Source organism: Halomonas sp. KG2 (assembly GCA_030440445.1).
Classification (GTDB): domain Bacteria; phylum Pseudomonadota; class Gammaproteobacteria; order Pseudomonadales; family Halomonadaceae; genus Vreelandella.
This window is the reverse complement of record CP098528.1, coordinates 2,979,761-2,998,891: the sequence shown is the minus strand read 5'-3', so window position 1 is coordinate 2,998,891 and position 19,131 is coordinate 2,979,761. Positions and strand designations below refer to the sequence as shown.

14 protein-coding genes and 1 pseudogene are annotated in these 19,131 nt (G+C 50.0%); 11 read left to right on the top strand and 4 right to left on the bottom strand.

Annotated features, from left to right (window positions below; genetic code table 11):
- Positions 1–7 precede the first annotated feature (7 nt).
- From NDQ72_13955 to NDQ72_13945, 3 genes are read left to right on the top strand one after another with little or no spacing between them, the layout of a single operon-like run.
- Positions 8–451, top strand: a complete 444-nt coding sequence (locus tag NDQ72_13955) for a thioesterase family protein (GenBank protein WKD27156.1) — start codon at positions 8–10, stop codon at positions 449–451.
- Positions 451–1,323: a phosphoribulokinase gene (locus tag NDQ72_13950; GenBank protein ID WKD27155.1), complete on the top strand. Its 873-nt coding sequence runs from the start codon at positions 451–453 to the stop codon at positions 1,321–1,323. Before NDQ72_13955 ends, NDQ72_13950 begins: the two co-directional genes overlap by 1 nt.
- Positions 1,324–1,377: 54 nt before the next feature.
- Positions 1,378–1,719: a histidine triad nucleotide-binding protein gene (locus NDQ72_13945; GenBank protein WKD27154.1), complete on the top strand. Its 342-nt coding sequence runs from the start codon at positions 1,378–1,380 to the stop codon at positions 1,717–1,719.
- Between the two features lie 102 nt (positions 1,720–1,821).
- Here the strand turns inward: NDQ72_13945 and ettA are convergent, their stop codons facing one another.
- Complete coding sequence (gene ettA, locus NDQ72_13940) at positions 1,822–3,510, bottom strand: energy-dependent translational throttle protein EttA (protein ID WKD27153.1); 1,689 nt, start codon at positions 3,508–3,510, stop codon at positions 1,822–1,824.
- A gap of 147 nt (positions 3,511–3,657) precedes the next feature.
- Here ettA and NDQ72_13935 point away from each other — a divergent pair, with 147 nt between their 5' ends.
- The 7 genes from NDQ72_13935 (at position 3,658) to NDQ72_13905 (ending at position 12,526) form a co-directional block, all read left to right on the top strand.
- Positions 3,658–4,932 carry a site-specific integrase gene (locus NDQ72_13935; protein WKD27152.1) on the top strand — a complete coding sequence of 425 codons (1,275 nt, stop codon included), beginning with the start codon at positions 3,658–3,660 and terminating at the stop codon, positions 4,930–4,932.
- Positions 4,929–6,518: a site-specific integrase gene (locus NDQ72_13930; GenBank protein ID WKD27151.1), complete on the top strand. Its 1,590-nt coding sequence runs from the start codon at positions 4,929–4,931 to the stop codon at positions 6,516–6,518. The genes NDQ72_13935 and NDQ72_13930 overlap by 4 nt, the downstream gene beginning before the upstream one ends.
- Positions 6,515–8,716 (top strand): hypothetical protein, encoded by a 2,202-nt coding sequence (locus tag NDQ72_13925; GenBank protein WKD27150.1) that lies wholly within the window; start codon positions 6,515–6,517, stop codon positions 8,714–8,716. Before NDQ72_13930 ends, NDQ72_13925 begins: the two co-directional genes overlap by 4 nt.
- Before the next feature lie 2 nt (positions 8,717–8,718).
- Positions 8,719–9,117, top strand: coding sequence for a hypothetical protein (locus NDQ72_13920; GenBank protein ID WKD27149.1), 399 nt, complete (start codon positions 8,719–8,721; stop codon positions 9,115–9,117).
- Positions 9,118–9,261: 144 nt separating this feature from the next.
- Positions 9,262–9,843, top strand: coding sequence for a recombinase family protein (locus tag NDQ72_13915; protein WKD27148.1), 582 nt, complete (start codon positions 9,262–9,264; stop codon positions 9,841–9,843).
- Positions 9,843–10,319 (top strand): VPA1267 family protein, encoded by a 477-nt coding sequence (locus NDQ72_13910; GenBank protein WKD27147.1) that lies wholly within the window; start codon positions 9,843–9,845, stop codon positions 10,317–10,319. The genes NDQ72_13915 and NDQ72_13910 overlap by 1 nt, the downstream gene beginning before the upstream one ends.
- Positions 10,307–12,526, top strand: a complete 2,220-nt coding sequence (locus NDQ72_13905) for an ATP-dependent RecD-like DNA helicase (protein WKD27146.1) — start codon at positions 10,307–10,309, stop codon at positions 12,524–12,526. Before NDQ72_13910 ends, NDQ72_13905 begins: the two co-directional genes overlap by 13 nt.
- A 157-nt stretch (positions 12,527–12,683) precedes the next feature.
- Here the strand turns inward: NDQ72_13905 and NDQ72_13900 are convergent, their stop codons facing one another.
- The 3 genes and pseudogenes from NDQ72_13900 to NDQ72_13890 all read right to left on the bottom strand — a co-directional run bounded on the left by NDQ72_13900 (position 12,684) and on the right by NDQ72_13890 (position 17,890).
- Positions 12,684–16,613: a reverse transcriptase domain-containing protein gene (locus NDQ72_13900; GenBank protein ID WKD27145.1), complete on the bottom strand. Its 3,930-nt coding sequence runs from the start codon at positions 16,611–16,613 to the stop codon at positions 12,684–12,686.
- A 10-nt stretch (positions 16,614–16,623) separates the two neighbouring features.
- Complete coding sequence (locus NDQ72_13895; protein WKD27144.1) at positions 16,624–17,577, bottom strand: restriction endonuclease subunit S; 954 nt, start codon at positions 17,575–17,577, stop codon at positions 16,624–16,626.
- Between the two features lie 124 nt (positions 17,578–17,701).
- Positions 17,702–17,890, bottom strand: a pseudogene (locus NDQ72_13890) (IS30 family transposase).
- Positions 17,891–18,211: 321 nt separating this feature from the next.
- Between NDQ72_13890 and NDQ72_13885 the strand changes: the two are divergent.
- On the top strand, positions 18,212–19,072 hold the full coding sequence (locus tag NDQ72_13885) for an IS30 family transposase (GenBank protein WKD27143.1): 861 nt from the start codon (positions 18,212–18,214) through the stop codon (positions 19,070–19,072).
- Positions 19,073–19,131: the final 59 nt, after the last annotated feature.

The following is a 19,131-nucleotide window of genomic DNA, read 5'->3' as shown; positions in this document are numbered from 1 at the left end:
GCTAAGCATGGAGCGTGTCACGCTAGATTTCCCCACGGCAGCGATTATTCATCGGCATCCTTTAACGGTGCGCGTAACGGATATGAACTACGGTCGCCACCTGGGGCATGACGCTTTAGTATCGCTGCTACATGAAGCTCGCGTGCATGCGTTCGCTGCGCTAGGTTTGCCTGAGTGGGATATGAAAGGCATTGTTGCTGACCTAGCGGTTCAGTACCAGAGCGAGGCGCGCTGGCCAGATGCTTTGGTCATTGAAACCGCTGTCCCTGAACCACAAGGCAAAGCGTTGACGGTTTATCAGCGCATTTGTCATGCAGAAACCGATAAGGTGGTGGCAACTGCTCGGGTTAACCAGCTTCTTTTAGACCTTTCTTCTGGGCGGCCTGTCAAAGTGCCTGATGACGTTGCGCAGGCGATTGCTCGCGCGACTGCTCAGGAGAGAGGTGCTTAATGTCGCGGGAATATCCAATTATTGCCATCACGGGCTCTTCAGGCGCGGGTACTACCACGGTGCGTCGCAGCTTTGAGCGCATGTTCCTGCGTGAAGATGTGCACGCTGCCATGGTGGACGGCGATGCCTTTCACCGCTACACCCGCGATGATCTCCAGCGGATTTTTCGTGACGAGCCCGAACGCAAAGATGAGCTTTCTCACTTTGCAGTAGAAGCTAATCTGCTTGATCGGCTTGAAGGGCTTTTTGTTGAGTACGGTGAGCATGGAGCGGGTACGTTCCGTCACTACATTCATGCAGAAGATAAGCAAAAAATTGAGGCAGGTTATCGGGTAGGGACGTTCACTGAGTGGCAGTCACTGCCTTGTGGTACTGATCTGCTCTTTTACGAAGGACTGCATGGCGGCTTGGTGACGCAAGAGTATGATATTGCTCGCCACGTAGATTTGTTAGTTGGTGTTGCGCCGACCATGAATCTTGAATGGATTCAAAAAATTGATCGTGATACCAAGCTGCGCGGTTATTCCCAGGAAGCGGTCATCGATACCATATTAGGGCGCATGGATGATTACGTGCGCTACATTCAGCCACAATTCTCGCGTACCCATATTAATTTCCAACGTGTGCCCACTGTCGATACGTCGAACCCCTTTGAGGTTCAGGATATTCCGACCGATGCAGAATCGTTTGTGGTGATTCGCTTTAGAGATCCCTCAACGGTGGATTTTCCTTGGCTATTGGCGATGATCAAAGATTCATTTATGACACGTCCGCACACGTTAGTGGTGCCTGGGGCGCGAATGTCATTAGCGATGGAGCTGATTTTAGCGCCGCTAGTCCGTCATTTGCTTTCTCAGCGCCGTTTTCGTTAGACCGTTTTTGCTAGTTAGTACGTTTTCGCCACTTACAAATATGAAGGAGGCTGTATGGATTGCCTGTTTTGCAAAATAATAAACCGCGAAATTCCCGCAGATATTGTGTTTGAAGACGAGCATGTATTAGCGTTTAACGACATTAATCCTCAAGCGCCAACGCATCAGTTGATCATTCCTAAAAAGCATATTGCTACGCTTAACGATATTGATCCTGAAGACTTAGCCCTGGTTGGGCGTTTGCAGCACACTGCTGCACAGCTGGCCAAGCAGCAAGGCTTCGCGGAAGATGGTTATCGTGTGGTGATGAATTGTAATGAACTGGGTGGTCAGACGGTTTATCACATTCATATGCATTTATTGGGAGGTCGGCAGTTTACTTGGCCGGCTGGCTGATAGTGGGGTTGTTTATTTTATAGCCCAACAAAAGTAAAAAGCCCCTGTGCGTTTTTAACGTACAAGGGGCTTTTTACGTATCAGCGGTATGGCAGCAAATCGTTAGGCGTCGATGCGCTTATACTTCATTCGCTTCGGTGTGTCGTTACCCACGCGCTTCTTGTGGTCTTCTTCATATTCGGTGTAGTTACCATCGAAGAAGACGACTTCTGAATCGCCTTCAAAGGCGAGAATGTGCGTGGCGATACGGTCTAGGAACCAGCGATCGTGAGAGATCACCATCGCGCAGCCTGGGAATGCCAGCAGCGCTTCTTCCAGGGCGCGCAGAGTCTCGATGTCTAGATCGTTTGAAGGTTCGTCTAACAGTAGTACGTTTGCGCCTTGTTTCAGCGTTTGGGCAAGCTGAAGACGACCGCGCTCACCGCCAGAAAGCTCATCTAGACGCTTCTGCTGATCGTTGCCCTTAAAGTTAAAGCGGCCAACGTAGGCGCGTGAAGAAACTTCGTAGCCGTTAATGTTTAGAATATCTTGCCCATCAGAGACGGCTTCCCAAACCGTTTGCTTGTCGTCTAGCGCGTCGCGCAACTGCTCTACGTAGGCAATATCGACAGTCTCACCAATCACTACTTCGCCAGCGTCTGGCTGTTCTTGGCCGGTAACTAGCTTGAACAGTGTCGATTTACCGGCACCGTTACCACCTACAATCCCGACAATCGCCCCTTGTGGGATGGTAAAGGAGAGGTCTTGGTAGAGCAGTTTGTCATCAAACCGCTTGGTCACGTTATGAAACTCGATGACCTTATCACCCAGGCGCGGGCCAGGCGGAATATAAATCTCATTTGTTTCATTACGCTTTTGGAAGTCGCCAGACTGCATCTCTTCAAAGCGATTAAGGCGCGCTTTGCTCTTCGCTTGGCGTCCTTTTGTGTTGCTGCGAACCCACTCAAGCTCTTGCTTGATAGCTTTCTGGCGAGATACTTCCTGTTTGGCTTCCTGGTTTAGGCGCTGCTCTTTCTGCTCCAGCCACTGGGAGTAGTTGCCTTCAAAAGGAATGCCCTGGCCGCGGTCAAGTTCTAAAATCCATCCGGCAACGTTGTCCAGGAAGTAACGGTCGTGAGTAATGGCCACGACAGTGCCGTTATAGTCGTGCAAGAAGCGCTCTAGCCAGGCCACGGATTCAGCGTCTAAGTGGTTGGTAGGCTCGTCGAGCAAGAGCATATCAGGACTTGAAAGCAGCAAGCGGCACAGCGCTACGCGGCGACGCTCGCCCCCAGAAAGGTTGCCCACTTTGGCATCCCAAGGCGGCAGGCGCAGCGCTTCAGCAGCAACTTCCAGCTTACGCTCAAGGTTATGTGCGTCGGCAGCTTCAATAATATTTTCAAGGCGTGCCTGTTCGCTTGCTAGGGCATCAAAATCCGCATCAGGTTCGGCATAGGCGGCATACACCGCATCCAGTTTTTCCTGAGCTTCTTTAATGGCGCCTAACGCCTCTTCTACCGTTTCGCGAACATTCTTTTCGTCATCAAGCTGTGGCTCCTGAGGCAGGTAGCCCACATTAATACCAGGCATCGGACGAGCTTCACCTTCAAACTCTTTATCGACACCGGCCATAATGCGTAGCAGTGTGGATTTACCGGAACCGTTTAAACCGAGCACGCCAATTTTGGCGCCAGGGAAGAACGATAGCGAAATATCCTTGAGAATTTGCTTTTTGGGTGGCACAACTTTGCCAACCCGGTTCATGGTGAATACGTAAGAACCTGTTTGACCTTTTTTGTCACCTTTTGACATAGCCTAGCTTTCCTCTAAATCAGTTTTCATGGGGCTTTGAGAGGAATGATGAGCGCTCAAAGCAGAGAAATAAAAAGTTAAGTTTTTCTTTCCTGTATTCCTGTTCTTTACTATACTTAAAAAAGTCGCGTTTAAGAAGGAAGCAATATGGGTTATCAAGTCATCGAGCAGGTGGTGAATGCTGCGCGAAGAAAGTTGCTTGTGCAAGACCATATCCCCGTCTATTACCCAAACCTGTACGTCACTTTCGAGCTTTCAGGCAAGGCTTTGGATACCAGCAAAAAGTACCTAGAGCACCTGGCCGTACTTGAAGACTTCCTCGCTTTCTCATCCATCGATCTCATTTCCCGCCTGGAGCAGCGTCCCAAGTCGCAGTATCTGACGGACAGCGAAATCTCCCGGTTTGTGTCAGACGCGGGGTTCAACAAAGTAACCTTGGCCAAAAAGTATGCGGGCACGCGCTTACACCCAACTGCATACGAATCGGTTGGCAAGGTTCATGCGAAACAGCGTATTGAAGCAGTACGCGATTACCTAGCTTTTCTGTACGATAAGCTTGGTGATCAGTCGACGCGAGATGCAGCGGTTGACGATGTTAAACGACGCTTAAATCGCAAAATTAAAGCGGCGAGCCCAGGGTGGAAAAAGACGCGCATTGACAATATGAAAGGGCTGACATCCTCGGAACGGAGTCGATTGCTGGAAGTCATGCACCCGGAGAGTGCTGAGAATCCATTCGCAGATGAAGCAATTAAGCTGCGGAACTATATCATTTTACTGTTAGGTCTCGATATGGGACTGCGCCGCTCTGAAATGCTTCTGATCAAGTTCGAAGAGGACATTGACCTGGATACTGGCCTGCTTTCGGTAGTCAATCTTAGAGATGAAAGTATAGATCCGCGCACGATAGCTCCGCAATTCAAAACACATGAGCGAGAGCTGTATATGGGCGACGATCTTCGTGAGGCGATTAGTCAGTATGAGTCGAAATATCGCTACAGAAAAACTGATAAAGGCTCATCGCAGGCGAGAAAGCACCCGTTTTTGCTCGTATCTCATAGACGAAATGAGGGTCAACCTATGAGCATTAAAGCGCTGGATGGCGTTTTCCCCCGAGTCGGCAAAGTAGCGCCTGAGCTAGCTCACATCCATCCCCATATTCTGAGGCATGACGCGGTCTATACGATGCTCGGAAGCATGAGCGAAGAGCTTGAGAAGCTAACGCCAGAAGACCGCACAACTCTAGTTCAAAAGACCCTAACTTTTATGTTTGGGTGGAGTCCTGAATCGAACATGCCGGGTCTCTACGGGGCGAAGTTTTGGAAGGAAGAAGCAGATAAGGCTATGACAAAACGCTCGGATAAATTCAAGGCAATCAGAAAGGGTGTCGAGACTGAAATTCGCAAGGGACGCAAAGAATGAATATCGCAGTTTCAGCACTTGCAGCACCGACGCAGGACTCTCTTGATGCGTGGCTGAATACACCTCGACTCGCCAAATGCGGCGAGTTTTTCACTCCCTCTGAACCGATGTGGTGGCCTGATAGATCAACTCGCAGAGCGATCAATTGGCAAGCCGCAATCGCTTGCGTTCCGGCCGACTGGCAACGCTGGTTACACGCCGCCTTGGCCTACCGGACGGCCGAGTCTGCACAGAATACTATTGGAGGAACTTCTACAATACTTTCGCGCGCGGCGCAGGTAGGGCTCAATCCCCTCAATGAGTATCACCTGATCGATTTGCGCGAGCGTTTTAGTATGAGCGAATTTTCCGCGCTGGCCAGTTTCATGAAATTTTGGCAAAAGTGTGAATCGCTTGAGCAGCGACCATCGCAAGTCCTGATTGATGCTTATGGCACGCTACCTCGAAAGAAGCGGCCCCGAAACGATGTCGTCTTGCGCTTAGATCCTGAACAGGGGCCGTTCACGCAGGTGGAGCAAGACGACCTGTTCAAGTGGGCGCATGAGCAGTTCTGTCACGGCAATTTAGATACTGAGCGCTACCTCTATTTGCGTTTGTTGATGATCTACGGACAGCGTGGCACACAACTGCGCATGATGGTTTTTAACGACTTTATCAAAACCGAGCGGGGCTACCAGGTTCGAATTTTCTGGGCGAAGCAGAAAGGCGATGATGCTGGGTGGCGAGAAAAGTCCGAGACCTTCAACTTAGATGAGGATCTTTACAATGTCGTGCAGGCCTATCGGTCGATTGTCCTCACTCGACTTGAGCAGGAATATCCTGGTCGAGCCGATTGGGGTAAAGCGATTGAGCATGTGCCACTCTTTCGTCGCAAGCTGGTTCAGAAAGGAGGTGATACCAAGCTGGTCCCCGTAATAGTTGACCTGCCTGATCAAAATGTGTTGGAGCAGAAACCACAGGCGAAGTTTCATATTACCTGTGGAACTACAAGTTTATGGCTGTTTCAAATGGAGAGTATGCCGGACTTTCCCATTTCTTCGCGTACACATAAGTCTCTGAAAATTAGTAAGGGCCATCGCTTCAGGCACACGCTCGGTACCGATCTTTCGAATGCAGGGCTGGATGAGTGGTCAATCGCTAGCGCATTTATGCATTCTAATACACGCACCGTCCGTAAATACCGAGCGGTATCGGCAGAGTTGATGAAGCTGATTGACGAGAAAATGAGTGATCATCTCGCGCTGGTCGTGAGAGCTTTTACGGGCACTATCGTGACAGATCGTGCTTCAGCCAAAAATGGGGATCGTGTAGATCGCCAGATTGAAGATCTTGCCGTTTGCGGTGCGGATAAAACCTGCCATCTGGACGCCCCTTTTACTTGCTACGGATGCAGCAAATTTCAGCCGCTACTTGACGCGGATCACAGCGCTGCACTTGAGCGGCTGGAACGTCGCCGTGCGCAAACCATTGCCACGGATAAAACCACGGGTGTGCTCTGGGACCGTGCCATTCTCGCGTGTCGCAAGGTAATTCTTGATTGCATTGCGCTGCGTGAATCAGGCAAGGCAGGCGGAAGTGACGCATGAGTAGCATTATCGATTTTAAACCCCAGAGCCACTTTAAAGCCGCCGCGCAACTGGATGCTTTTATCGTGTGGGCGCAAGCTACTTTGCCCAAGGGCGTTGCTAATAAAGAGGTTCATGCGGGTATTCGGTGGAATATGGACTCGTGGCATAAGTCGGGAGTTACCAGTTGCGCCTTTACTGCGCATGAATCACCCAGATATGCGAAGGCGAAAGACAAAAAGTACATGCAGCCGCCGTTCATAGATTTCGCCAAGGCGCTAATTGTGTATTACAGAGTATTTCAAGGAAAGAAATCGGTTTGGAGCTGGCTCTCCGCTGCAAAGATTCTTGAGGTTGCGCTGGTCGAGTTGTCTGGAACAAGGGACGTGACCAGAATATCGGCGGCTATCTGCAACAGGGCCTGTGAGCACCTCAAAAACGTGTATCCTGACGGCAATACTGCATACTTTTATAGCAAGAGTCTTGGACAGATAGTCCAGTTGATGAGAAATAAAGGGCTACTAGCTACCCCTTTTCGATGGTCTTCGCCGTTGCGATTGAAGAACTTTGGTACGCTGAAGGAGCAGAAGAAAAATCGCGACAAAAAATTGCCGAGCCGTGAATCCATTCTAGCCTTGGGTGAATTGTTTAATAACGACTTGGCCAGTCCGCTCGATGTTATAACCACCTCAGCTTGTGTTCTCTTGCTCAGTCAGCCTAGTCGCATCGGAGAATTAGTCGATGTTGAGCTTGATTGCGTGCTGTTTAAGGAGGATGTTTATGGCGGTCAGCGCATGTTCCTGCGATGGTACGCTGAGAAGGGGTTTGGAGCGACGACTAAGCCCGTTGTGACAGGTATGGAGTCTTCAGTGGAGCGTGTCATTAAGCTGTTGGCACCTGTCACTGATGAGGCGCGCAAGTATGCAGCATGGCTCGAAGATCATCCTGATGAATTTCCGCCGCATGCGGGTGTACCCCTGAAAGACCCAGATGAACCGCTCTCGTATGATGAAGCCTGTGTAGCGCTAAAGATAAATGCAAATGTGCAATCACCGCGAGCAGCTTTTAAGGGTGGGTTTCTCGACTCCCTAGCAAAATATAAAGCATTAAGTCCTGAGGCACAGGTAGTACTCGATGAGATACGAGCAGGATGGGATAACAATGGAAAACGAGTTTATGTGAATGGAAAACTTGACCACCATGAGTTTAACGATAGAGCGGTCATTACGTTGCGTAAACTCAATATCCTTATGCGCGAAAAGTACCTGCCTAAAGACTTTCCGTACACCTCTCCTGCGGCATATGGCAAGAAGCGCGTGAAGTACCGTGATGCGTTGTTTACAGTGCGAACGGGTAGCCTGACTGAGAAGACAAATAACTCCCGCCACTCTAAGTATGATTTAGGCGTAGAGATCGCTGCCAACCTTAACCGAATGGCGACACAATTAGGAGGTGCTCCGCGCATGCAGAGTATTTTCGAGCGACACGGATATAAGGGCATTAAGGTGAACACACACGCCTTTCGTCACGAGCTGAATACTGAGATGCACCGAGCGGGCCTTTCGCAATTACTTATCGATGCGTTTTCTGGACGCACAACTATGGGCTCTGTCTACAACCATGAGACCGTCGAGGAGCGTACCCAAAGGGTTGCCCAATATCACCCAAAAACGAAACACAGCAACGCGGCTCAGCGGCTGGAAAAGGTCAAAACAAATCAACCTTTGAGACTCAGTGATGTTAGAGATCTGCATGAGAATGATCAGGATCTAGTCATCCATCAGACACACGTTGGGATCTGTGTACACAACTTTGCCTCCAATCCCTGTCCGAAAATGGGGGCCTGCTTGACCTGCGGGAAGCTCGGTTGTGTGAAGGGTGATGAAGTGAAGCTCGCAAACCTCAAAGAAGAACGCAAGGACCTTAAACGCCGCTACGACAAAGCGCTTGATGCGCAGACTCGCGATATTTTTGGGGCCTCAGAGTGGGCCAAAAAAGTGGGTATGGATCTCTATAAGTGTGACGCGCTGATCCGAACCCTAGAGAACCCTGAACTCGAAAACGGCGACATCGTGTGGAACGTCGATAATGGTTGGACGCTGACAAGCAATGCCGCCGCAATGGCAGGGCTGACCGATGCCAAAGACATCGAAGCGAAAAATGAGCAGCTGCTGTCATTAGATGACTTGTCAGCAATGCTAGACGAGATTGAGGTATAGCAATGGGGCATTTAACGAAGAAAGATGAAGCGCGCATCATCAAGCTGATTGAAGAGTGGTCAGAGCCAAAGCTGACCTGGCCTCTACTCGTTGAAGCGTGCAAAGAAAAACTGGGTATCAGTCGTGCTCGCCAGTCTCTGATGAAGCTACCCGCCGTTGATATGGCGATGAAGAATCGCAAGGCCGCATTGAAGGCTCCGAAGGAGGCACCAGTATGGATTGGCGACATTCGCCAAGCGAACGAGCGCATTGAAGAACTGACTGAGAAGAACCAAAAGCTTATGTACGCTCTTCGTGAGATGCATGCGCGATTCTTAATATGGCAGGCAAACGCTGATATGCGTGGGGTAACGCAATCGATGCTTGAGCAGCCAGTGCTTCAGCTCCAGAAGAAATCCTAATTGAGTGTTCATAAAGCTATACTTTGTGGACACCATGGCCAAGCTCCTCAATGCCAGCCTTTTTTGTGTCCAAAAACCTTGATTGTGAATTTCTTGACATGATGTATAGAAACCTTATCCTGTTTATGAACAGTATGAGGTTGGATGGAATTTATGTCGGGAAAGCATGTTGGATACATTCGCGTCTCAACGGTCGGTCAGAATAGTGACCGCCAGCTTGATGGCATTCAGCTAGACAAGGTTTTCGAAGAGAAAGTGTCTGGCAGAAATGCTGGTTCACGCGACGTCCTCAATCTCTGCCTCGATTATCTCCGCGAGCACGACACACTTCATGTTCACAGCATTGACCGGCTCGCTCGCAACATGTCTGACCTGCTCTCGATTGTTGATGACCTGGTAAAACGTGATGTTACCGTCAAGTTTCATTCCGAGGGGTTAACGTTCGCCCCGCAGACAGATGATCCCATGGCTTCGTTGATGCTGCACATGCTTGGCGCATTTGCCGAATTTGAACGGTCGCTTATCGGCCAGCGGCGGAAAGAAGGGCTAGAAGCTGCCAGGAAACGCGGAAAGCAAATTGGTCGGCGGAAATCGTTATCTGATGAGGATCTTTCAGAAATTGCTCAGAAGCTCTCCAAGGGGGATTCTAAGAGCGATTTGGCAAAAGAATATGGCGTTTCCCGCACAACGTTATATGCAGCTTTGAACAAGTTTCAGGAGGCGTAATGGCGAGCCCACAAGAGCAGGGCCAAATCTATCTTGAAAGATTTCGAGAATGGATTAAGTCCATGTCTGATGATGATTTTCGCCAGATCGTGTATTCCCCAAAGGGTATCCTGAATAGACAGCAAATCAAAAAGCTTGCAGGCCTGTCAGACCAGGCGATCAAAAAAAATGAAAATGTAAAAGCCGAACTGCAAAATCTGGAGAATAGGCTGCGTGAACGTAACGTGCTGCCACCACTATCTGAAGTGGGAAAAGAGTCTCTGTCAGCGCCAAAACTCTATGATGCTTCCTCCAAAAGAAACACTTTGGATCATAGTCGACTGGGGAAGCTTGAGGCCGAGAATCAGAACCTCAAAGTACAGCTCGAAAAATTACAGCGAGAAAATGTGCGACTGAAGGCGCAAATCGCATCGAGCCGAGAGACGGTTGACGCGGTAAACGATGGTTTGATGGTGTTTCTCAAATGTCCGAGCTGACACAAGCCTCTGAGCTTGTTCGCGTCACCCAGGTGCCTTTCCGGAACTCTAAAGCCACGGTTATCCGAGGTGTGCCTGTGCGTGAGGACCAGACTTTTGCGTCTGCAAATTATAATGTATCTATCGTAGCTAATTCTGAATATTTGCCTGTAGATCCGACCCCCGGGCAGATCTGGCGAGTCGCGGGTCACAAACGCACTTACGTGTATGACCACGGGAAAATTAAAGCGCAAGAGCATCAATACCGAGAGCCCGATACTCTGGAGTTTTATTTACCAGATACTGGTGAGACCTTTATCCAGTTTATCAGCGATGATAAAGCTTTTAAGGGGATAGGAAACCGCAAGGCACGCCAGCTTTGGGCTAGGTTCGGTGAGGACATTCACCGGATGCTGACTGCGGGCACCCGAAACGACTTTAACGCTCTCTCAGAACTGCTCTCCACGCAATCCATTCAGGCGTTGCATGCCGGTTATGAAAAATACGCGAACCTCAGGCACACCACTTGGATGTCGAAAGCCAGAATTCCCCACGCAGTCCAGAAGAGAATTCTCAAGTATCACGGCCTTGGAACTGTTGAGGCGATCAAGTCTGACCCATACAAGCTGCTTCACTTCGGGTTGAGTTTTAAAGACGTAGAAAGCATCCTGAATCACCGTTTTGGGCACGCCTGGCAGCAGAAAAGATACCCTAAAGAGCGTATTCAAGCTGGGATGATTCAGGCGCTTAATGATCGAATGCGTGATGGTAGTACGTGGGTCAAGGCCAGTCAGCTATTAACGCGAGCATCTGATTATCTTAAATCGTACCCTGATCGTGAGGAGGGAATTGAGTGGCTGAAAAGCGCAACAGATATTGCTCTTTACCATGAGGATGGACGCTTTCATGCCACTGGCATTGCTATACAGGAGCTAGCGGTAGCTAGGCGCATAAAGCATCTGATTGATCTTAGAAAGCCACTCACCGAGGGTGAGGAAGGTATTGTAAATGACGTCATTGGCGAGCTGCCCTATGAGCTGACCAGCCAGCAAGAGCTTGCTATTTATACGAGTCTAACCGAGGGGATTAGTGCGATCACTGGAGGTGCCGGAACTGGCAAGACCACAGTGCTTTCGACCTTCCTGAAAGCCGCTGACCGCCTAGGGTACAGCATTCACGCTATCGCTCTATCGGGTCGCGCTGCAATGCGTCTGCATGAGTCAGTCGGCTACCTAACGATGACCATCGCACGATTCCTGCGAGAAGATCCAGTGACAGATAACAAAGCTTTGCTGGTTATCGATGAAGCTTCTATGCTGGATCTGCCCACGATGTTTCGCATCATCAACCACATCAATCCCAGCTGTAAGTTGGTTTTGACCGGAGATCCCAGCCAGTTGCCACCCATAGGTATCGGAAAGATACTGCACGATGTTGTTCTCTCGACGCACGTAAAAAACACGACGTTGGACATTGTGAAACGCCAAAAGAGAACCACCGGGATACCTGAGTATTCGGCGACCATTAATGCCGGTGAGGTGCCTGAGTCACTCAGTGCAGGCAATATCTATTTTCATGAGGTTTTAGATCCCATTCTGGCCAAGCAGAAGGCTGTCGAACTCTATGCCCAGCAGCCTGGCAACTCTCGTGTAATTGCCGCAACGGTAACTCGCGTTGGGGAGATCAATGGTGAGATTCAGAAAAAGATAAACGGTGACTCTCCGCTGCTCAACTTCAATCTTAATGGAGAAGATTTTTATCTGCGGCTAAGGCTGAATGACCAGATTTTGTTTACTCAGAATCACGCCAGCGCTGGCGTGCAGAATGGATCTCTTGGCGAGCTAATCAGCATTGATCAAGTCGATAACGTGATTGGCTCTGTGAGGCTGGACACAGGCGAAACGGTCGATTTGCAAGGTAACTTGATTGATGCTTTGAGCCTGGGATATGCCATGACGCTTCATAAAGCTCAAGGGAGCCAGTTCGGGCGAGTTATTGTCCTTCTGCAAGACACTAGAGTAGTGGATCGCAGTTGGATCTATACAGCGATCACAAGGGCAATATCCGAGGTCCACATAGTTGGTGACCCCCGTGTGTTTGAGCGTTACGTGAAAGCCTCACCGAAGGCTTTTCGACGGAAGACCATGCTCACCAATCTCATTCACTACCTACACAGTGAGAAGGACTCAGGACACAGCCCAAAACTCGTCAAATATGAGCTTTTGTAACCGTTCGGATAACAAGCCTTGAACCAAACGATTTCTGGAAGAGTTTGTTTGACCAAATGTAAGCCTTACCTTAAAGCCTTCCTCGCTATGGAACTGCGAGATCAAGAAGGCCTTTGCTTAGCCGCAACTGATTCGGCTATGGAAATATCTATTAGGCCTACACTCCTGCCGGGGCTGCTTTCTGCCTAATACCTGACTGCATGCTCACGCCAACACCGTCACGTCTAAAATCAAACATATTCATCTTGAAAGTGTTTATTGTGACTTGGTCGTTTCCGCTTGAATGTGCAATCAATCGATTGTGTCGCTCGTTATAGGGTGCCATGGCGTAAGAGCCACCATATTCCCCTGTGTTAACCAAAACAACGTGTTGGTACATGTGGTAGTGGAGTGCCTCTACCATCGAGTCGAAGGTGTTTACATCTTTGTTTAGGGCAGGAATTAGCAGGGCATGGGATTTGTCTCGCAGGTCAGAGCTCAACGCTATATCTGTAGAATCAAAACAGATAGCGGCTGTCAGCGTAAAACCGGGAGCTTCTTTGAACGCTGGGTGTGATAGCTCCAGCATTAACTGATATGGGCGCCAGGGTTGAATATTCAGTTTTTTCTCAGGGGTGGTCATGTGGTGCTTACCCTGAAATCTATGAATTTCGCTTCGATTGCCGTTGTGTTTTCTAGGTACGATCCAAATGGCGCAGTTATTCGGGCCTTTAATTCCGGGCTGATTTAAGAAGCCAAGGCCTGCGACAATGATTGCGTGAGTTTTTCTGGATAACTGAATCAGAATATCCAAGTCATCTTGATGGACGGCCAGTTCTGGCAGAACGATGAGATCGATATCCTGTTCACGCTCCCCATTATTCGGCTTCTTAAGATGCTGTGCCTCAATGTGCTTTGTGACTAACTTTGCAACACGTGCCACGTGCCTTCTGTGTTTTTCTCGACCCTCCGGTGTATCCATAAATAGCCCATGCCTTACAAAGTCTTCTTGGAGCGGCATCTTGGTTTGAACCATGGCCACAATCAGACTGTTCTTGGCTGAATCCCAAGCAGGGGTTACTAATTCGGGAAGGCCAGGCATGCGAGACTGTTGGCAGTAACAATTCTTAAGTTTGGTAAGCCGTCCTTCGACTAGTTCTCTGACATTTTCCAGCGTGAGTTGAGTCGGCCACGAGTAGCCTTGGTCATTGACCCGGATGCCTGGCCACTTGAGCAGTTTGGAAAGTAGCGTGGTGATCCAACCAGAGAATGAAGCAGCTTCACCAGCAAGCGACTCCGGTGTCGTTAGCAAGCCAATCTGTCGCTTGAACTGAGTTGTCTTTAGGCCGCGATACCCTGCTCTAGGGATAGAGGTCTGCCCGAAGCCGGTAGGGTCTCCCGAACCTTGCAGCACAGCGCGAATACAGAGAGCAATGCGTTGAAGCATAAATGTCTCGTCGTGTTCGGAGTGCAAGTGGTTTGCAGCTACGCCAAGGGAAGTTTGAAAAGCCACCGAGACAGATATGTCTGAACTGAAAGCTTCGAATGTGGGTGGAGTGCATAAGTCATCGAATTTTACTTCTGTCTGCGAAAGATCGATGACATCGTAGCTCTTGGCCTTGGCAAATGGTGCTGGGTCCTTCAGCAGCGCGAGCATAAGCTTCAATGCCATTATTTCATTGCCAAATGGGTTATCTGTTCGGGCAATGAGCTTATATAACGGAGTAAAGGATTTGATATCTGGAAGTGGTTTGGCAGAAGGTCTGCTATCGATGTAAAGCTTCTTAATTAATGCATCGACTTCTGCATATTTTTGCCAACTGTACCGCAGTGCTCTTGCATGAAGTACCAGGGATCGGAATAGTGCTGCATCTTGAATGGCAATCAACTCCAGTACAGTCGAACCATTTTGCTGATTCTCAAGCAGGCTTGCTGTCGAGCGATAGAGTGGCTTGGGGTCGTCTATCAATTGTCGGGCAATCAGAATCCCAGCGGCCAAGTCTCTCGCAGCTACATCTTCGGAAAGGGTGATATTTCGGAATCCCTTGGCAAGCTTGAAGATGAAGTCATGAAACCAACAACCAGAGCTGGTTTCGAGTACAGTGTCCAGTCGCACCAGCAAAAAGAACCTAGCTTGAGTCGCCAAGAAGTTAAAACCATTGGTTTTAGGCTCCTCCTGTGATTTAGATAGTGGGGCCGCGAGAGCATTATCCCCATCGGCAGCCTCTGCTGAGGCATCAAGAATCTCAACAGCAGTATTTTGCAGTGATTCAAAAAAAGCGTCGACGTTCGCATGGGCAGGGAAAGCCTGTCTATCTTTTCGATGAATAATCGTCGCAGCGTGTCGAAAAATCTCAGCAAGGCAGTATTTGCCAATGGCTGCTTGCCTAATGGCCAGCTCTGGCGGAATACCGTAAAAATGGGCATTTGGTAAGGAAATAAGATAATCGAGTTGCTCCAAAACCGGTTCGAGTAATCGAGTGCTCGGAAACAGCTCCAGCCCTTTTTTTAGCAACATCACCAAAGCAGGGTCGCGGCTCCAGCAAGCGATGAAGCGCCGGGCCAAGCGTTCCTGAAGGTAATCCCAATTTCCTGATATAGGCTGGCCATTTTCGTCGGTTTTGCGCGATGTGAAATGGCGAATATTATTAAGGAGCCTAGAAATCTTGTTCGCTGCGAAACGCTTCAGCGTGTCCTCTCGGACATCAAACATGTCTTTTTCGATAGCGGCTAGCCGGTTAAAGTAACCTGCTTGATTCGATTGCTCATTTGAACTGCTATCGGATAAAACCAATAAGGACTCTAGCTGACCTAAATGAATCTCTGCATCCTCATAGGAGACAGGCCCTGATACATTGGTTTGGATACCTTCCAAGGTACTGGAAATTCCAACTGACTTGCCCCGAAATATTTCAACTTTTGTCTTTTTGGGATGAGCCTTCAGGTTCAGCTCGTCTAGAATGGGTTTTACCTTCTCCAACAGCTTACCCTTGATGGTTTCAAGATGATTAGCGCCTTGAAGTTCTTTTCTACCGGGTCCTACCAGCACTAAACGCATGTCATCTACATAACGGCAGTAGTCAGCAAGCCTAATTTCACTGTCGTCCTCAATCGGCTGGCCGATTAACTGCTTCATAAAGTCATCAAACTCAGCCATGTAAATGTTGGCTAGGAAGCCTGACGCAACCATTCCCTGCGGGAGGCCCTTTGGAGCCTCAATGGAACAAACGCTTGGGAAGGCTTTTTTAGCTGAGAGCGACCACTCCCAGTTTTTGAATGCTTCTAGGACATTGGTTATGGTCGCATCGTCAAGGCCCTCCAGAGAGCCTTGCTCGCAGGCTATCGCCTTAATTTTTTCGACCAGTTTTTTCCTGTCTATGCAATCGAAAAACTGACTGAGATCGACTTCCAGAAGGTAGACCTCTTGTTCCTCTGACTTTTCCTGGAGCTCCTTCCTGGCAAAGTGATAGGGGCGTTCCAGGAATTTTCGATAGTCTGTAAAGAACTTGCTATATGTAGTGGTTGCTCCGTAACTGTGTTCGGCTGTGTCGTCCTCATAGCGGCAATAGAGGCGGTTCCCATAGCTGACTACCTCTTTTTCGTGGACTTTTTTGTAGTCGGTTGAAGGGTCCCCCTGTCTAGTCTCGACCTCGTTTGCCAAGCACATCATGACTAACGTCATAACGGTTTGCTCGCGGATGGGCATGTGAGCAAGCGGCCTTAGCCTTAAAAAGCTGTTGTTGTTATCTTCTTGTTCTTTTCCACGCTCAGCAGTTTGCTCAGCTAGCTCTCTTGGCTGCCAAAGTAGTTTGAATTCAGCTACCGGCAAGGGATCTTCAGGCGTTACAAACTCCCAAGGGTGAGACTTTGGAGCTGGTACCAGCTCTAGGTCTCGGAAGACTAGATGGCCCGTGATTTCCTTAGCCCATTCGTCACACCGGTTTGGCAAGTCGATCGAAGAAACATCGAGCTTGAAATGATCTGCATACCAGTTGGCCGTACGGACGTACTCATGGGTCTTTTTCCATGCCAACGCCAAAAGCAATGGGTCGGTTAGGTATTGGTGATTCAGGGAGAGCTTGTCGTACTTATCGTCCAAAACTGGCATGGTGCTGTCCTTAATTAATCGCTTGTTCTACCACGGCCCCCGCCAGTTGGCAGCGGGTGTCGCTGGCCTGTGTCAGGCGCTGTTTGAGGCGGTCGCAAAGGGCCATCAGTTCATCGACTTTTTGGACGATGCGTCTCTGCTCAGCGAGAGGGGCCAGCGGTATAGCGATAGATTCCCATTTCGACCGATTAATGATGGGGGTCGCAGAGCCGGTGGCTTTTTCACGAATAGAATGTTGAAAGAAATCAGCGTTTATTGCCGCCAAGAGATAGCTGGGCTCAACGAGGACAGGTCGAATTTTGTTCAGCTGCTGATTAAATCCACAGCGCTCGGTTACTATCGCCGTTTTGCCTATAGATCCCCCTATACACACGGTTAGAATATCTCCAGAAAGTGCTTCCTCGGATTGGAGGATTCCCTCCTCTGATAGGTGTTTTTCTGGCGTGTTTATTTTTCCCGCAGCTGTGACTTGCCCTGGCCCGATAAATGGAATGTTGCCAGAAAAGAAGCTCGCGTTCTTAGTGCTTGGGGTTTTCCCTGTGGAAGTGATACCGGTTTTTCGAAGAGGCATCCACGCCCAGGTAGAGGGGATTTGAAATGGCTGCGATCCAGCGGTGCTGCTCTTCGGAGGTTTCGAAGCTCTACGTTTTCCGTTTCCGGTTTCTGCCTTTTGAGTTGCTATGCGCTCGATGAGTTGTTCCGCAGGTTCATCCCCATCATCCTGCTCCACCAGCCGCCCCATTACCGCCAGTTGCAGAATGGTTTGCTTGAGCTTATCGATGCTTTGTTCGGTGGTAAACAGCGTATCGAAGTGCTCGGCCAGGAGTGCCCAGTTGTCGGCCAGCTCGGTGGCGTTGGCGGATTGGGTTAAGGTGCCAAGCAGGGTGACTACAAGGGTTTCGCGGGCGTCGAGCTGGTTGCTGGTGTGCTGTTCCAGCCGGTCGCAGAGGGATTGGCAGAGCAAATTCCAGACTCGAAATGATTACATGGCAGAGATGGCCATGCTCGGCTAAGCTATTGTTTTATCGATTTATGTGCAGAGCGATTTATGGTTTGTGGATTCAACCAATAACCGCAGCACCGCCTATTCATAGTGCTCCGGAATATTCACCCCAGAACACCTCTGCCGGTGTTCGGTAGCCCAGCCGTTTTCTGGGCCGATTATTCAGTTGTTCGACCACTCGGTTGATGTGCGCTTGAGACAGCTTGGCGAAGTTTGTTCCTTTTGGGTAGTACTGGCGCAGCAAGCCGTTTGTATTCTCGTTCGTGCCACTCTTCTGTAGCTCAAGCGAACTCCTGTGTTGTCGACCGATCTGCCATACCAAAACAATCGCACCTACAATGATGCCAATCAGCGTTAGCAAATGACCAAATAGATCAACCGAATTCGACTGAATCCAGTCCCACATGTCGCTTTCCTTTTATCCTAAAAGCAGTTGGGCAGCGCGCTTTATCATTGCAGAAATTTGACTGCGTCATTATTACTGACTTTGAACCCTGGATTCATAGAATAACCGCAGCACTTTGGACAGCACGGTGGAGGCAGGAGGGCCAGCGCCGGTACCCTTCTCGGCTCACCGACCAAAGTGATGCAGAGCATGGGATACCGACAGCTGACCCAGATCCAACGATACCAGATCCACGCCCGCTATGACTTGGGCATGAGCCAGCGGCAGATCGGCAGGGAGTTGGGCCTCCACAGCAGCACGATCAGTCGTGAGCTGCGCCGCAACGCGACCTCCGATGGCTATGATCCCGAGCAGGCTCAGGCTCTCAGTGACCATCGGCGCCGTACCGCCTGGAAGTGGACAAAGCGCCTGCCGAGCATGATTGCCGCCGTTGTCGGCCGGCTGCGTGAGGAGTGGAGCCCCCAGCAAATCAGTGGCTTCACAGCGCCATTGGCCGGCGTCGGCGTCAGTCATCAATGGATCTACTCCTTGATCTGGGATGACAAGGCACGGGGGGGTGATCTCTGGCGGCATCTCCGTCAGCCCAAGCGTCGCAGCAAGCACCGCGTCCAGGCCAAGAGCGCTGGGCTGGGCAAGATCCCCAACAGGGTAGGGATTGAGCGCCGCCCCGCTGAGGTCGATGACCGGCGTTTCATCGGCCACTGGGAGGGCGACACCGTGATCCATGGGCACAAGCAATCGGGCTTGGTTACGCTGGTCGAGCGTCGCAGCGGCTATCTGCTGGCGGCACGACTGTCCAAGATCTCGGCGGAGCTGACACAAGCGGCCATGATCCGCCTGTTGAAGCCTCGTCGGGGAGCTGTCCAAACTATTACTCTGGACAATGGCTCGGAATTTGCCGGCCACGAAGCCGTGGCCAAGGCGGTGACGGCGTCGACGTACTTCTGCGACCCCTACTGCTCCGGGCAGCGTGGGACCAACGAGAATACCAACGGCCTGATACGGCAGTACTTCCCCAAGCAGGTCGTGTCAAAACGGAAAACAGCCTAGCTTGGCTGCCAAAAAAGTTGCCCCGCTTCATTCGGGTTGGTTTCTTTAGGGTATTGCGC

Bases quoted from the DNA above. Each gene is read 5' to 3' on its own strand.
- NDQ72_13905 (WKD27146.1), top strand. From the start codon at position 10,307: ATGTCCGAGCTGACACAAGCCTCTGAGCTTGTTCGCGTCACCCAGGTG.
- NDQ72_13920 (WKD27149.1), top strand. From the start codon at position 8,719: ATGGGGCATTTAACGAAGAAAGATGAAGCGCGCATCATCAAGCTGATT.
- NDQ72_13935 (WKD27152.1), top strand. From the start codon at position 3,658: ATGGGTTATCAAGTCATCGAGCAGGTGGTGAATGCTGCGCGAAGAAAG.
- NDQ72_13885 (WKD27143.1), top strand. From the start codon at position 18,212: ATGGGATACCGACAGCTGACCCAGATCCAACGATACCAGATCCACGCC.
- NDQ72_13930 (WKD27151.1), top strand. From the start codon at position 4,929: ATGAATATCGCAGTTTCAGCACTTGCAGCACCGACGCAGGACTCTCTT.
- ettA (WKD27153.1), bottom strand. From the start codon at position 3,510: ATGTCAAAAGGTGACAAAAAAGGTCAAACAGGTTCTTACGTATTCACC.
- NDQ72_13910 (WKD27147.1), top strand. From the start codon at position 9,843: ATGGCGAGCCCACAAGAGCAGGGCCAAATCTATCTTGAAAGATTTCGA.
- NDQ72_13950 (WKD27155.1), top strand. From the start codon at position 451: ATGTCGCGGGAATATCCAATTATTGCCATCACGGGCTCTTCAGGCGCG.
- NDQ72_13955 (WKD27156.1), top strand. From the start codon at position 8: ATGGAGCGTGTCACGCTAGATTTCCCCACGGCAGCGATTATTCATCGG.
- NDQ72_13900 (WKD27145.1), bottom strand. From the start codon at position 16,613: ATGCCAGTTTTGGACGATAAGTACGACAAGCTCTCCCTGAATCACCAA.
- NDQ72_13945 (WKD27154.1), top strand. From the start codon at position 1,378: ATGGATTGCCTGTTTTGCAAAATAATAAACCGCGAAATTCCCGCAGAT.
- NDQ72_13915 (WKD27148.1), top strand. From the start codon at position 9,262: ATGGAATTTATGTCGGGAAAGCATGTTGGATACATTCGCGTCTCAACG.
- NDQ72_13925 (WKD27150.1), top strand. From the start codon at position 6,515: ATGAGTAGCATTATCGATTTTAAACCCCAGAGCCACTTTAAAGCCGCC.